The organism is Acinetobacter lactucae (assembly GCF_013344765.1).
Taxonomy (GTDB): Bacteria; Pseudomonadota; Gammaproteobacteria; order Pseudomonadales; family Moraxellaceae; genus Acinetobacter; species Acinetobacter lactucae_A.
Map to the genome: position 1 here is coordinate 1 of NZ_JABVBF010000095.1, position 13,411 is coordinate 13,411.

Consider the following 13,411-nt stretch of genomic DNA (forward strand, 5'->3'; position numbering starts at 1 on the left):
CCTTATTACCTAATAGACATTATTTTTACCAAATCCTTTTAGATATGTTTGAGGATAAGGATTTTGACAATAAATCTGCTTTATTATTTATAGATAACAATAACTTCAAAGCAATTAATGATCAGTTTGGTCATTTGGCTGGAGACGAAGTTCTAAAAGAAATGGCGAATCGTTTGCAAACTCGCCTACGTCATCAAGATTTTATTGCACGGTTAGGTGGCGATGAATTTGCTGTCATTTTGCATTCCATTAGTCATGCTGATCATTTAATATCTATTGCTGAAAATTTACTCGAAAGCTGTAAAGAACCTTTGCACCTGAATGGTCAAACTATTTACTTCAGTTTTAGTGTAGGTATTGCTTTATCACAATTTGCATCTAGCCCCGAAGATTTCATTATGCAAGCAGATCAAGCAATGTATAAGGCTAAAAATTCGGATGAACACTGGTTTATCTATAAACCTGAAAATTAAATTTAGGCTAATCTATGAATACAAGATCTTTAAAACTCTCCTTTATTGCATTGCTATGCATTACTCTTGCAGGTTGCCTGAGTTTTGGTCCATTAAAATATCGGCAGGTAAAATTGCTTAAAAAAGAAGGTTTTGTTCTTACTAATGAAGGTTGGACTCTAGGTTTACCAGAACGTTTGTTGTTTGACTTTAATAATGCAGAGTTAAAACAGAGCCATGAAGCTGAGTTAACACGTCTAGCATCTCAATTGAATAAATATGATCTAAATAAATTGAAAATTGTGGGTCATACTGATGATGTGGGTGATACCGCTTACAATCAAAAGCTGTCGGAAGAGCGGGCACAAAGTGTAGCAAACCTTTTCTTAGCTCGCGGATTTAAAAAAGAAAATATTTATGTGATTGGTCGTGGTTCAACACAACCTTATGTGCCAAATACAACCAATGAAAATCGTGCGATTAATCGACGTGTTGCGATTGTCGTTATTCCATAAGTAAATTTAATTCATAAAAAAGCCAATCCTTTGTGATTGGCTTTTTTATTTTAAACTAGCTCAATAATATCAATAGTAGGCGGTACTCTAAAACGTAAAGGGATGCCGACCATTCCTGTGCCGACGGTAACAAAGACATCCGCATGCTCATGAGAGTAAAATCCACGCTTATGGCCTAAAATTGATACTTTTTTCATAATATAGTTAGTCACCCACGGGAGCTCCACCTGCCCGCCATGAGTATGTCCAGATAACATTAATGGTCGATTCGGTAATTTAGGTACCATATCCACCGTATCTGGGTTATGAGACAAAATTAACCAAGGCTTGTCTTGTGGTAAATCTGGCATAGAACGCATATCGGTTTTTCCGGCCCAGAGGTCACCAATGCCAATCAAACGAAACTCTTCAAAATCAACAATCTTACCTTCGATATCAACAACTTCATTATAAAATAGGGCATCTTTTAATAGTTGCTGAATCGGTGGGCCAGGATATTGCTCATCATGATTTCCAGGAACCGAATATACAGGCGCCTGAATTTCTTTTAAAACACTTAACTCTTCAATCAATCTGTCTTCCGGCTCATATGTCCAATCACCAGCGACTACCACTAAATCAGGTTGCTGTTCATTTAATTTTCTAACTATGGTTTTGAGCTGACGTTCATGTCCTGAAAATAAACCGATATGTAAATCTGCAATTAACGCAACTTTTACAGGCTTATCAAAACTACGATCCGGGTTTAAACGATATTGATGAGTATCAACACGGACTAAATGAGGCTCGATAAATCGGGCATAAATTAGCACACCACTTAAGAAAAAGATGAAAATCCCTTGATGAATTGAGTAGTAACCAGTCCAAGCAGCGTATAAGTTAAAAAACCAAAGAGGAATAAGTAGATAAGAGAGATAAAATGCAAGTAGATGTACAAAAGCTTTAAATGGATGAATAGTCTCGGTTCGAGATTGATGAATCCAAGCCTCAGAAATTCCCCATAGAGCTAGTATTGAAAAAATAAAGTAAAAACAAAAAATGATTGAATTCGGATTCCACATTACGACTCTCGACTTATCTTGTATTGATTGCTAGTAATCAAATTCAATATTTATCTTTCAATATGCACGAATTATACTCTAGCTCACCTTATCGTATGTACTGATTATGGCACAATCCTTTCATTCCAAACAGCTTCAAACGAATCAACAAGCTAAAAGCTTTTTGATAAAAGCCTCTATAGTTCTGTGTTCAAGTTTTGCTGTGGGGTTGACAGGATGTAGCACTCTGCCAAGACATGGAGTTGAGCCTGTTCAATATGCCAAAGATATTGATACCTCTGAGACTTCACTTGCCAAAATTATTACACCTTTACGTCTACAAAATCCTAAGTTAACAGGCTTCCATGTTCTAAATGATCCGTTGGAGGCTCTAGCAGCCCGACTAAGATTAATTGATAAAGCCGAAAAGACGTTAGATTTACAATATTATATTTGGGACAATGACAAAGTTGGAGCTTTAGCCTTGCACGCCATTATTCGTGCGGCTGATCGAGGTGTAAAAGTCCGACTTCTTATTGATGATAATAATGCAAAAAAAATGGAAGGGATTTTACTGGCCCTTTCTCAGCATAAAAATATTGACGTTAAACTTTTTAATCCGTACCGTTTCCGTAAATACCGCGCAATGGATATGGTGCTTGACTTAAAACGCATCAACCGTCGTATGCACAATAAAAGTTTTATTGCCGACAATGAGGTTGCGCTTATTGGCGGGCGTAACATGACCAATCAATATTACAATGTAAGCGATAGTTATCAATTTTCTGATGTCGATGTAATGTTGGTAGGCGCTGCTGTTGATGATATCGTTAATTCGTTCGATGATTACTGGAATCATGAATATGCATATTCAGTTCAAAGTATCGTAAGTCCTGAGCAGCACCGTTTACGCTATGACGGCTTAAAAGAACAGCTTGAAGCACATTACCAACAAGCTACGGTTCAAAACTTTCTAAATTTAACCTCAAAATCTCATGCATTTGATCAATGGTTAAATCACAATATCCGATTTGATTGGGTAAAAGCGGAAGTCGTTAAAGACTCACCTGATAAAATCAAATCGAAAGCAAAAAAAGAAGAACACTTAAATTTTCAGTTAATTAATCATTTAGAAAAGCCAGAAAGTAACGTTGACTTAATCTCAGCCTATTTCATTCCTGAAAAACAAGGCGCTAAAATTTTAAGTACGCTTGCTAAAGACGGTGTTGAGGTTCGAGTTTTAACGAACTCTTTTAAAGCGAATGACGTTGCTGTTGTGCATGCCTTTTATGGAAAATACCGTAAAGAGCTGCTTAAAAACGGCGTACAACTTTATGAATTTTTACCGACACCCGATAAAAGAGATTTAAATAAAAATACAGATGAGCTTGCCACTAAAGCTAAAGTAAATATGAAAGGATTAAGCCGATCAAGCTTGCATACAAAACTGATGGCGTTAGATGAACAGGTTTTTATTGGTTCGTTTAACTTTGATCCACGCTCGGCTTATTTAAATACTGAAATTGGCGTAATTTTAGATAGCCCATCATTGGCTAAAACCATTCACCATACGATGGATGAAAATTTAAATAAGTATGCTTATAAATTAAAACTCGATGCTAACAATCATATTTATTGGCAGCAAGAAACTCCCAATGGTCCTTTAATTTATAACCAAGAACCCGAGATGAAATGGTGGCAAAAAGCAGGCATGAAGTTTCTTTCATGGCTGCCACTTGAAGGATTTATGTAATTAATGTTTTGGCTTAAGTACTTTTTGATGGAGTTGAGCCAAACCTTCTACCATTTTTTCTTGGACTTCACGTGTTAAACTTTTGACGTCATGCCCCTCCACTGAAATAGGAGGCAAAGTTAACAAATGAGCTGTTACTTTAGGCATTTCAAGTACACGTTGAATATGTTCAGCAAATGTCATGTCACCAATGAATGGCGCAACCGTATCTAACTCCCCATCACGGTTTACATAACAAATCAAACATACCTGTATTGGACGCTGTGCTTCAATCGCTGCACCGAGTAATCGCCCATGGACCTTTTTAACAGAGTGCCCATCTGTAGTCGTAGCCTCAGGGAAGAATAATACTGGAATATCCTGTTTTAAAAATTCAGCAATTTGCTCACGAATTCTGACGGAATCCCCAGATCCACGCTTAATAAATAACGTTCCACCACTTTTGGCTAAGTTTCCAAGAATAGGCCAATTTTCAATTTCAGCTTTAGCCAGAAAGAAAACTCGCGCACCCGAACCTAGAACTGCAACATCTAACCAAGAAATATGGTTACTTACCCATAAAGCTGGTTCTCTCGGAATTGTGCCATGTACTTCTATATCTAAATTGAAAACCTGACATAAACGGCGGCAAAAGTATTGGACATAACGTGTATTAACAGGATTATTAGGATCTTTATAAAGTCCATGTCGATAAACTAGATAAAAACCTTCACTAATTGCGGCCGTGGCAGAAGTGACCTTTTTTCCGTATAAACCTATTTTTGATAATTTCTTTAACGTTGAATTAACTATACTTTGCGTTTGAGCCATAAAATTTCACTAACGATTAATCTTTGTTATACCCATCTCAAGTCATTCTATACGTTTCAGAATAAACTTGCATTGACGTTAGAACACGGCAAATAAAATAAATCTGAACATTATATTGACTTCATATCACTAATATAAAGGATAAGAACAAACGCTTTCCCCTTTTGCTTAAGTTTCCTCTAGAATAAAGTTTTCCCATTTTCAGGATTTATAGCCACGTGGAATATGTTGATCGGCATCAAGGCGGTGAACGCACAATTTTAGTGAGTGTTTCTGTACAATTATTAGATGATCTGGATGCCGAAGAGTTTGCTCTACTTGCACAGTCTGCGGGTGCAGATATCCTTGAACATATTAAGGTTCAGCGTAATAAGCCTAACCCTAAATTTTTTATTGGTTCAGGAAAAGTCGAAGAAATTGCAGAGCAAGTGGAGGAACTAGAAGCGAGTCTAGTTATTTTTGACCATGCATTATCCCCTGCTCAAGAACGAAATTTAGAAAGAATATTAAAATGCCGAGTTATAGACCGTACAGGCTTAATTTTAGATATTTTTGCGCTGCGTGCCCGCACGCATGAGGGTAAGTTACAGGTCGAACTTGCTCAGCTTAAACATTTATCTACTCGTCTTATTCGTGGTTGGTCTGCCGACTTTGAACAGCAAAAAGGTGGTATTGGCTTACGTGGTCCCGGTGAAACACAGCTAGAAACAGATCGCCGTCTCATTCGCGTTCGTATTGCTCAATTAAAGGATAAATTGGACAAAGTACACCAGACTCGTATGCAAGGACGTGCTGCAAGGCAAAAAGCAGCCATTCCAACAGTTTCATTAGTAGGTTATACCAACGCGGGCAAATCAACTTTATTTAATATTTTAGCAAATAGTGATGTCTACGCAGCCGATCAGCTGTTTGCAACACTTGATCCAACCCTACGCCGTTTAGACTGGGATGGTATCGGTACTGTTGTGCTAGCAGATACGGTAGGTTTTGTACGAAACTTACAGCATGATTTGGTTGAATCATTTAAAGCAACACTTGAAGAAACACTAGAAGCGACCCTTTTACTGCATGTTATTGATAGTAATAGCCACGACATGCTTGACCAAATTGAAGCAGTTGAAGGTGTATTAAAAGAAATTGGTGCTGATGCTCCCGTACTTAGGGTGTACAACAAAATTGATCTGAGCGGTGAAGAAGCCAAAATTATTTATGCTGAACCACACGTCCCAGATCGAGTTTATGTTTCGGCTCATTCAGGCCAAGGTCTTGAGTTACTTCAGAAAGCAGTACAAGAATGCTTAATGGGTCAAATTCAAAAGTTTTCTCTCGTGCTTAAACCCGCTTATGGCAAATTACGCACCCAACTTTATGCCTTAAATGTGATTGAGTCTGAACATTATGATGATGCTGGCTTATTACATATTGATGTGAAGATTGCACCACATAAGTTGGAAAAGCTGATTCGCCAAGCAAAACTGCCCTTAGATGAAATATTGGGAGAACACGCGAGTCAATTTAAACGCCCCTTGGAAGAGTTTGAAATCAAGGGCGAGATCAGTTAAAACTTGATAAGTAAACTTTTAGAGATAAAAAATATGGATAAGATCAAAAGTATAGACTGGACAGCATGGATAATCACATTACTGCTCATTATTGGTTTTCGTGAAGGCTCTGTTGTCGTCATGCGTGCTTTTGGCCATCCAGAATTAGGTAATCTGGTCGGTTTAATCAGCTTACTTATTATTTTACTGATTTGGCGAAAGTTTAAAAAAATTCCACTTCGAATCGTGGATACCAATAATAAAATCATGAAAGAAAGTGGATTCGCCTTTTTACCCATCTGTGCAGGCTCATTAATTATGCTGGTACATATGGGGAAGGAAATTCCATTATTTCTTTTCGTTTTAGTGGTCAGCACCCTTATACCTTTGTGGGTCTATGCAAAAATGGCGAAACGTTGGTTATAGGGAGAATAAAATGTTTACGATTTTCTACGGATTTTTGATCACACTGATTGGTTATCTTTGTGCAAAGCCTTTAAACCGACGTTTTCCACAAGTTCCACTTTTAGTTTTCGGCATGTTCATTGTAATTGGCTTACTTTCAATTCTACATGTGCCATATGAGCAGTATCGCCTTTATGTGAATGACTTATTTGGTCATCTATTAGGCTATGTCACCGTAGCCTTAGCCATTCCTTTAGCTGCGATGCGCTACGATGATCTTCCAATTAAATCAGTCATTGGTATTTTACTTTTTGCAAGTATTAGCGCTGTTGTCCTACCTATGGGGCTAGCATACTTATTACACATGTCTGAGCCGACCATTCTTGCATTTGCAACTCGTGCAGTAACTACTCCCATTGCCCTGAATATCGCAACTTTATTGCATGCTCCTGAAACACTGGTGACCCTTATTGTTATTTTGTCTGGAGTAATTGGCGCAGCATTCTCACCATTTCTACTTAAACATATTCATGATGAGAGAGCATCAGGTTTAGCATTAGGTTTAGCTGCTCATGCGATCGGAACAGCTCAAGCTTGGCAACGTGGGCCTGTTGCAGGTCGTTACGCTGCATTTGGTATGGCATTGAACGGTGTATTTACTGCAATTTGGCTACCAACATTAATGTTATCATTTGGAACACCATAATTAAGAAGCCTATTAAATAAACATTGAACGGTATATGAATTCCAAATAAGATGATCTTTCAATGTTAAAAGGATTTTTAATCATGGGGAAAATTTTTGTTGGAGCGCTGCTCTTGGTGGGGATTAATACTGCTACATTTGCAGCAGATATTACAGGTCATTGGCAAACAATTGATGATAAAACTGGTGCTCCCAAAGCACAAGTAGAAATACGAAAAGAAGCCAATGGGACATATGCAGGAAAGATCATTAAAGTTACACCACGACCTGGTTATACGCCTAAAGAAATTTGTGATAACTGTCCTGCACCATATACCAATAAACCTATTTTAGGTCTGGATATCGCAACGGGTTTAAAGCAGACAGATGGACTTAACTATACTGGTGGTAAAATTTTAGACCCCAATACCGGTAAAGTTTATGGGCTTAAAGCAAAACTTAGCGCAACTGGTAAACGTCTTCATATGCGTGGATACCTTGGGGTTTCAGCATTAGGCCGTAATCAAATTTGGATACGCGTAGAATAATACTTCCTAATAAAAAGCCGCTTATGCGGCTTTTTATTTTTAACGTGGGTACAACCCTCGTCTTGCGCTCATGAAAAGCATTGCCTTACTTATATGTGCTCAGGATTATCAACAGAAAAGATTTCTTTGTCTTCAAGTCGATAAGCCATTAATTTTCTGCCCCAAACACAGCCACCATCGATATTTTGAATCTGCTCATTAATAGTTCTACCCTCGAGCGCAGCCCAATGACCAAAAATAATCTGATGAGTTTGTGCCGCTTTGCTCGGAAATTCAAACCAAGGGAAATAACCTTCTGGCATTGGCGCATCCAAAGAATCTTTAAAACTAAACTCTAAGGCCCCTTCTGCATTGGTTAAACGCATCCGAGTCAAATAATTGGTAATACAGCGTAAACGCGCCGAACCAGTTAGGTGATCTTCCCACAAATCTGGTTTTGAACCATACATGTCTGCTAAAAAAGCATCCAATACGGATAAATCTTCGTTTGCGAGTACAGCCTCAACCTCTTTTGCCAACGTTACAGTTTTTTGCGCATCCCAAATACAAGGTATGCCAGCATGAGTAAGAACTGTATGCTCGTTTGGGAATAAACATAATGGTTGCTTACGTAACCAGTCGATTAACTCATCGCCATCAATCGCCTCAATAACATCTTGAGTACGATCTTTTGCTTTAATCTCTTTTAAGCCACGAGCACCCGCAATTAAAGTCAGGTCATGGTTTCCAAGTACAGTTGCAGCAGCCCCACGATCAGCAAGCTTTTTAATAAAACGCAATGCCCCTACCGAATTTTCACCACGTGCAACCAAATCACCAGCAAACCATAAAAAGTCTTGATCTGGATCAAAACGTATTTCTTTGAGCAAGGCTTTTAGAGCTTCAAAACATCCCTGCACATCACCAATAACATAGTTAAAACGCTTAGTCATTTACGGCACCATTTGATCGGCCAAAGCAACAAATTGAGCAAGTGTTAAAGTTTCTGGACGAGCCATCGGATCAACACCAGCCTTTTCGAAGCCATCTTCTGCGATCATACCCTTAAGACTGTTTCTTAAAGTTTTGCGGCGCTGAGTAAATACATGAGCGACCAGTCGAGCTAAAGCTTTTTCATCTTTGGCTGTAATTGGCTTTTGATCATACGGGACAAGGCGGAAAACAGCGCTCGTTACTTTAGGTGGTGGATTAAATGCACCAGCTGGTACTTCAAATAAAAATGTTGGTTGGCAGTAATACTGAATCATTACCGACAGGCGTCCATATTCTTTTGTATTGGGTTCAGCAGTAATACGGTCAACCACCTCTTTTTGCAGCATAAAATGCATATCTTTAACTTTGCTGCCAAATTCCAAGAGATGAAAAAGTAATGGGGTTGAAATGTTATAAGGTAAGTTACCTACTACACGTAATGGTCGGCCATCTTTTACCAGTTCGCTAAAGTCATATTTTAATGCGTCAGCTTCTATAATCGTCAAACGTTCAGGATGTGGAACACGTTCTGGCAAGCCTGCCGCTAAATCACGATCTAGCTCAACCACTGTTAATGCATCACACTCCCCAATTAAAGGAGAGGTTAAGGCAGCTAGACCAGGTCCAATCTCGACAATATTGTCACCCGTACGCGGACTTACAGAGCGCACAATTTTGGCAATGACTCGTTGATCATGTAAGAAGTTTTGACCAAAACGTTTACGAGCTTTATGCCCTTCATCTTTCGGGTTTAGGGCATTAATTTGATACATAGAACATTTCCAACATGAAAAATTTAGCTCGCTGCTAAAGATAAAGCTAAATCAACAGCGACATTTAAACTTGAGCTTTTTGCCAAACCAGTCCCAGCCAAAGACAATGCAGTGCCATGGTCAACCGAAGTTCGAATGAACGGCAAACCCAATGTAATATTGATGGCTTCACCAAACCCTTGTGATTTTAACACAGGTAAACCTTGATCATGGTACATGGCAAGTACAGCATCTGCATTTTTAAGATGTTCGGGGGTAAATAAGGTATCTGCCGGCAAGCTTAAACTCATCTTAATCCCTTGCGCCCGATAACTTTCAAGTACCGGATTAATAGTCTCAATCTCTTCACGACCCAAATAGCCATCTTCACCCGCATGAGGATTTAAGCCACACACGAGTACACGTGGGTCTGTAATTTTAAATTTAGTTTTTAGGTCATGTAGTAGAATATCAATAACCTGATGCAATCGTTCTTTGGTAATTGCATCTGCTACATCTCTTAACGGTAAATGTGTAGTTGCTAAAGCAACACGCAAGGTTTTGGTTGCAAGCATCATAACGACACGCTCTACACCTGCAGACTCTTGATAGTATTCAGTGTGGCCACTAAACAAAATACCAGCATCATTAATAACCGATTTTTGCACGGGTGCCGTAGCGACTCCGACACTTTTACCAGACATTGCGTAATCAGCTGAACGACGTAATTGTTCTAATACATAAGCTGCATTTGCTGGATTTAATTGACCATCCGTTACCGCTGCCTTCAAAGGCACATGCTCTATATAAAGTTCATTCAGAGAGGATGACTCGGACTGTCCAGTATATTCTATAAATTGAATATCGATCCCAAGCTTCTGGGCGCGTTGCTCGAATAAGTCTCGATCACCCAAGATTACAACTGGACGCTGATCGACCCGCTTAGCTAAGCTCAAACAAATATCTGGTCCAATACCAGCCGGTTCACCGGAAGTGACATATAATGGCAGCACAATCACTCCAGACACATAACAAGAATTTGTTCGATTTTAACATATCTGACATTCATCAGTTTATGGATTAAATTATCTAGCTTAAAATGGATTTTTCTTGTGAGTTTTAACAAACTCGTTTAGAATGCTCGCTCCTTTTGTTTGGACAGATTCCATAGTCCAAACCAACTATAATAGGTAGTGGTTTAATGAAAACTCTCAGCGCTAAGCCAGCTGAAGTTCAACATGACTGGTATGTTGTTGATGCTTCTGGCAAAACTTTAGGTCGCCTTGCGACTGAAATCGCTCGTCGTTTACGCGGTAAGCACAAAACTTCTTATACTCCTCACGTTGACACTGGCGATTACATCGTTGTGATTAATGCTGAACAAGTTCAAGTGACTGGTAAAAAATCACTTGATAAGAAATATTATCGCCATACTGGTTTCCCTGGTGGTATCCGTGAGACTAACTTCGAGAAGTTAATTGCTCACAAACCTGAAGCTGTTCTTGAAAAAGCGGTTAAAGGCATGTTACCAAAAGGTCCTCTTGGTTATGCAATGATCAAAAAAATGAAAGTGTACGCTGGTACTGAGCATCCGCATGCTGCTCAACAGCCACAAGTTTTGGACATCTAAGGGATACAGCACATGGCTACTAATTATGGTACAGGTCGCCGTAAGACCGCAACTGCACGTGTTTTCTTGTCATCTGGTACAGGTAAACTCGTTATTAACAACCGTACTTTAGAGCAATATTTCGGTCGTGAAACTGCTCGTATGGTTGTTCGTCAACCTTTAGAACTTTTAGAAGTTACTGAAAAGTTTGACCTTTACATCACTGTTAAAGGTGGTGGTATCGGTGGTCAAGCTGGCGCGATCCGTCACGGTATTACTCGTGCACTTATCGCTGCTGACGAAACTTTAAAACCTGTTCTACGTCAAGCTGGTTTCGTTACTCGTGATGCTCGTGAAGTTGAACGTAAGAAACTTGGTTTACGTAAAGCTCGTAAGCGTCCTCAATTCTCTAAACGTTAATTCGTTTATCGAGTTGGACAAAAAGCCTTGGATTTTTCCAAGGCTTTTTTACTATAAAAATAGAACCATGAAAAGCAAACTGATAAATATAAACAAACTATCTCCTTAGAACCGTGATTTCCTAGAGCATTTTTAGTATCCTAATCGATTCACTCAACCACGTCGTCTTGTGATATGTCGGTCGAAAACACCTCTATTCAGGGGATTACCCTTTACAGTCATGCTGATGATTTCCGTTCTCACTGGATTCGTTTCTTATTAGCAGAAAAACAAATCAAATATCAATTGATCGTAACTGACCATGAAGACGAAGATTTGGCCAGTTTAAATCCTTATAACCAATTGCCGATGTTGGTCGAGCAAAATCTTAAATTATTTTCAGCGCCTATTATTGCTGAATATTTAGATGATCGTTATCGCCAAGGTAAACTTTACGCAGATGCACCTATGATGCGTGCAGAACAGCGTCAGTATATCTGGAGGCTTGAAAACGACTGGTTTAAGTTGGCAGATCACATGTTAAAACATGCGGACTCTTTAAATGTCGAACAAAAACAAAAAGCTCAAAAAGAACTACGTGAAACATTAATTTCACTTACTCCCCTATTTCAACATTTTCCGTATTTCATGTCAGAGAGTTTTACAATCTTAGACTGTATGCTTGCCCCTATCTTTTTAAGATTAAATAGCATGGGAATTGATTTACCCAAACAGCACTGTAGACCTATATTTTTGTACTGTAAACGTATCTTTGAACGGCCTTCTTTTGCTAAATCGATGACGCCTCAAGAGAAAAACCGTTACAATGAACTATTAAATATGGAATAGCGTGATATGTCTGAGCAAACTATTGATTTAACCCCTACACGTCCTTATCTTGCTCGTGCAATCTATGAATGGATTTGTGACAACCAACTTACGCCTTATCTATTAGTTGATGCGACACAGCCACATACCGATGTTCCACAACAATTTGTTAAAGATGGACAAATTGTTTTAAATATTGTGCCACATGCTGTCCATCAATTACTTATTGCAAATGAAGCTATTACTTTTTCAGCTCGTTTTGGGGGAGCATCAAAAGATATTTATGTCCCTATTCAAGCTGTTCTAGGGATTTATGCACGTGAGAATGGACAAGGTTTATTCTTTGATCCTGAAGAATATGCCAATGTAACACCTGTAGAAGATACAGTAGAGTCAGAAGTACAAGAAGTAACTGAAACAACATCGACCAAGAAAAAACCGACGTTAAGAATTTTAGATTAAATTTAGAGGAAGAAAGCATGGCATTTGATTTAGTCCAATACTTTGCTGAGCAGATAAAAATTCAAAAGCCTCAGCTTTTAAATCAATATCCAGTTGATGAAAAAAATAAACTGATTGATGAGGTGAATATTCTTACGCTTGGAAAACTGATTAGTTTATGGCGTCAGGATGACAATAAGATTTATCAAGAAATCAAAACCTCAGATCCACTGTATATTCAAGAAGTTGCTCGTCATTTAACGACTTCTAAACATAATCGGTCGACTTTAAAAAATTCAGAGCTAGAACAAAGCATTTCTGAAATTTTAACTTTGCAGTTAGCAGAACTTAACCAGCTCGATGAAACAGGCGGTTTTGGGCATAATGGCTTAAAAGAATTAATTTTAGGTCAGATTGAACACTTATCTGGTCAAGCTGAAGATTGGGTTTGGTCAACAAACCACCTAAATGAATTAATTGGTTCTAAACCTGTGGAACAAGAAGAGCTATCATTGGATACAACAATGAAGGAGTTCAACCAAATGGTTCACCAAGCCCAACCTCATCATGATGACTTGCATATCGAAGAACAGGCTACCGAGATTTCTGCACCTACATGGTCAAAAATTATTGCTCCTGTGGTTGCTTTAGCAATTTTGGGT

17 protein-coding genes are annotated in these 13,411 nt (G+C 38.6%); 12 read left to right on the forward strand and 5 right to left on the reverse strand.

All coding sequences use genetic code 11. From position 1 onward, the window contains the following. Both HUN22_RS10735 and HUN22_RS10740 read left to right on the forward strand, forming a co-directional pair. On the forward strand, positions 1–473 hold a 473-nt coding region (locus HUN22_RS10735), incomplete at its 5' end, for a GGDEF domain-containing protein (protein ID WP_174728983.1). A gap of 14 nt (positions 474–487) precedes the next feature. After that, positions 488–967, forward strand: coding sequence for an OmpA family protein (locus HUN22_RS10740; protein WP_174728986.1), 480 nt, complete (start codon positions 488–490; stop codon positions 965–967). 50 nt (positions 968–1,017) lie between these two features. Here the strand turns inward: HUN22_RS10740 and HUN22_RS10745 are convergent, their stop codons facing one another. After that, positions 1,018–2,028 (reverse strand): metallophosphoesterase, encoded by a 1,011-nt coding sequence (locus HUN22_RS10745; protein ID WP_174728989.1) that lies wholly within the window; start codon positions 2,026–2,028, stop codon positions 1,018–1,020. Between the two features lie 106 nt (positions 2,029–2,134). On the opposite strand from HUN22_RS10745, the gene HUN22_RS10750 reads away from it, so the two are divergent. After that, positions 2,135–3,760 (forward strand): phospholipase D family protein, encoded by a 1,626-nt coding sequence (locus HUN22_RS10750; protein WP_174728996.1) that lies wholly within the window; start codon positions 2,135–2,137, stop codon positions 3,758–3,760. Here HUN22_RS10750 and HUN22_RS10755 read toward each other — a convergent pair whose 3' ends face one another. After that, complete coding sequence (locus HUN22_RS10755) at positions 3,761–4,570, reverse strand: lysophospholipid acyltransferase family protein (protein WP_174728999.1); 810 nt, start codon at positions 4,568–4,570, stop codon at positions 3,761–3,763. It lies immediately after the preceding gene. Between the two features lie 218 nt (positions 4,571–4,788). Here HUN22_RS10755 and hflX point away from each other — a divergent pair, with 218 nt between their 5' ends. From hflX to HUN22_RS10775, 4 genes are all read left to right on the forward strand, one after another. Next, the gene (hflX, locus tag HUN22_RS10760; protein ID WP_174729002.1) at positions 4,789–6,132 is read left to right on the forward strand and encodes a ribosome rescue GTPase HflX; all 1,344 of its coding nucleotides are present in this window, start codon (positions 4,789–4,791) and stop codon (positions 6,130–6,132) included. A gap of 33 nt (positions 6,133–6,165) precedes the next feature. Next, complete coding sequence (locus HUN22_RS10765; RefSeq protein ID WP_174729005.1) at positions 6,166–6,537, forward strand: hypothetical protein; 372 nt, start codon at positions 6,166–6,168, stop codon at positions 6,535–6,537. Between the two features lie 10 nt (positions 6,538–6,547). Then, a complete protein-coding gene (locus tag HUN22_RS10770; RefSeq protein ID WP_174729009.1) occupies positions 6,548–7,222 on the forward strand; it encodes an LrgB family protein in 675 nt (224 codons plus the stop codon). Positions 7,223–7,304: 82 nt separating this feature from the next. Beyond that, entirely contained in the window at positions 7,305–7,748 is a 444-nt protein-coding gene (locus HUN22_RS10775) for a DUF2147 domain-containing protein (RefSeq protein WP_174729012.1), read from the forward strand. Positions 7,749–7,837: 89 nt separating this feature from the next. On the opposite strand, the gene HUN22_RS10780 is transcribed toward HUN22_RS10775, so the two are convergent. The 3 genes from HUN22_RS10780 to pdxA are packed head-to-tail and all read right to left on the reverse strand — an operon-like array spanning position 7,838 to position 10,500. Next, on the reverse strand, positions 7,838–8,680 hold the full coding sequence (locus tag HUN22_RS10780; RefSeq protein WP_174729015.1) for a symmetrical bis(5'-nucleosyl)-tetraphosphatase: 843 nt from the start codon (positions 8,678–8,680) through the stop codon (positions 7,838–7,840). After that, positions 8,681–9,493, reverse strand: a complete 813-nt coding sequence (rsmA, locus tag HUN22_RS10785) for a 16S rRNA (adenine(1518)-N(6)/adenine(1519)-N(6))-dimethyltransferase RsmA (protein ID WP_174729018.1) — start codon at positions 9,491–9,493, stop codon at positions 8,681–8,683. It abuts the gene before it with no gap. A gap of 23 nt (positions 9,494–9,516) precedes the next feature. Next, positions 9,517–10,500, reverse strand: coding sequence for a 4-hydroxythreonine-4-phosphate dehydrogenase PdxA (gene pdxA, locus HUN22_RS10790; protein WP_174729021.1), 984 nt, complete (start codon positions 10,498–10,500; stop codon positions 9,517–9,519). A 173-nt stretch (positions 10,501–10,673) separates the two neighbouring features. Here pdxA and rplM point away from each other — a divergent pair, with 173 nt between their 5' ends. From rplM to HUN22_RS10815, 5 genes are all read left to right on the forward strand, one after another. Then, positions 10,674–11,102 carry a 50S ribosomal protein L13 gene (gene rplM, locus HUN22_RS10795; RefSeq protein WP_002117832.1) on the forward strand — a complete coding sequence of 143 codons (429 nt, stop codon included), beginning with the start codon at positions 10,674–10,676 and terminating at the stop codon, positions 11,100–11,102. Between the two features lie 12 nt (positions 11,103–11,114). Beyond that, entirely contained in the window at positions 11,115–11,501 is a 387-nt protein-coding gene (rpsI, locus tag HUN22_RS10800; protein WP_174729024.1) for a 30S ribosomal protein S9, read from the forward strand. Between the two features lie 174 nt (positions 11,502–11,675). After that, positions 11,676–12,329, forward strand: a complete 654-nt coding sequence (locus HUN22_RS10805) for a glutathione S-transferase N-terminal domain-containing protein (RefSeq protein ID WP_174729027.1) — start codon at positions 11,676–11,678, stop codon at positions 12,327–12,329. Positions 12,330–12,335: 6 nt separating this feature from the next. After that, positions 12,336–12,770, forward strand: a complete 435-nt coding sequence (locus tag HUN22_RS10810) for a ClpXP protease specificity-enhancing factor (protein WP_174729030.1) — start codon at positions 12,336–12,338, stop codon at positions 12,768–12,770. Positions 12,771–12,787: 17 nt separating this feature from the next. Then, on the forward strand, positions 12,788–13,411 hold a 624-nt coding region (locus tag HUN22_RS10815), incomplete at its 3' end, for a hypothetical protein (RefSeq protein WP_174729033.1).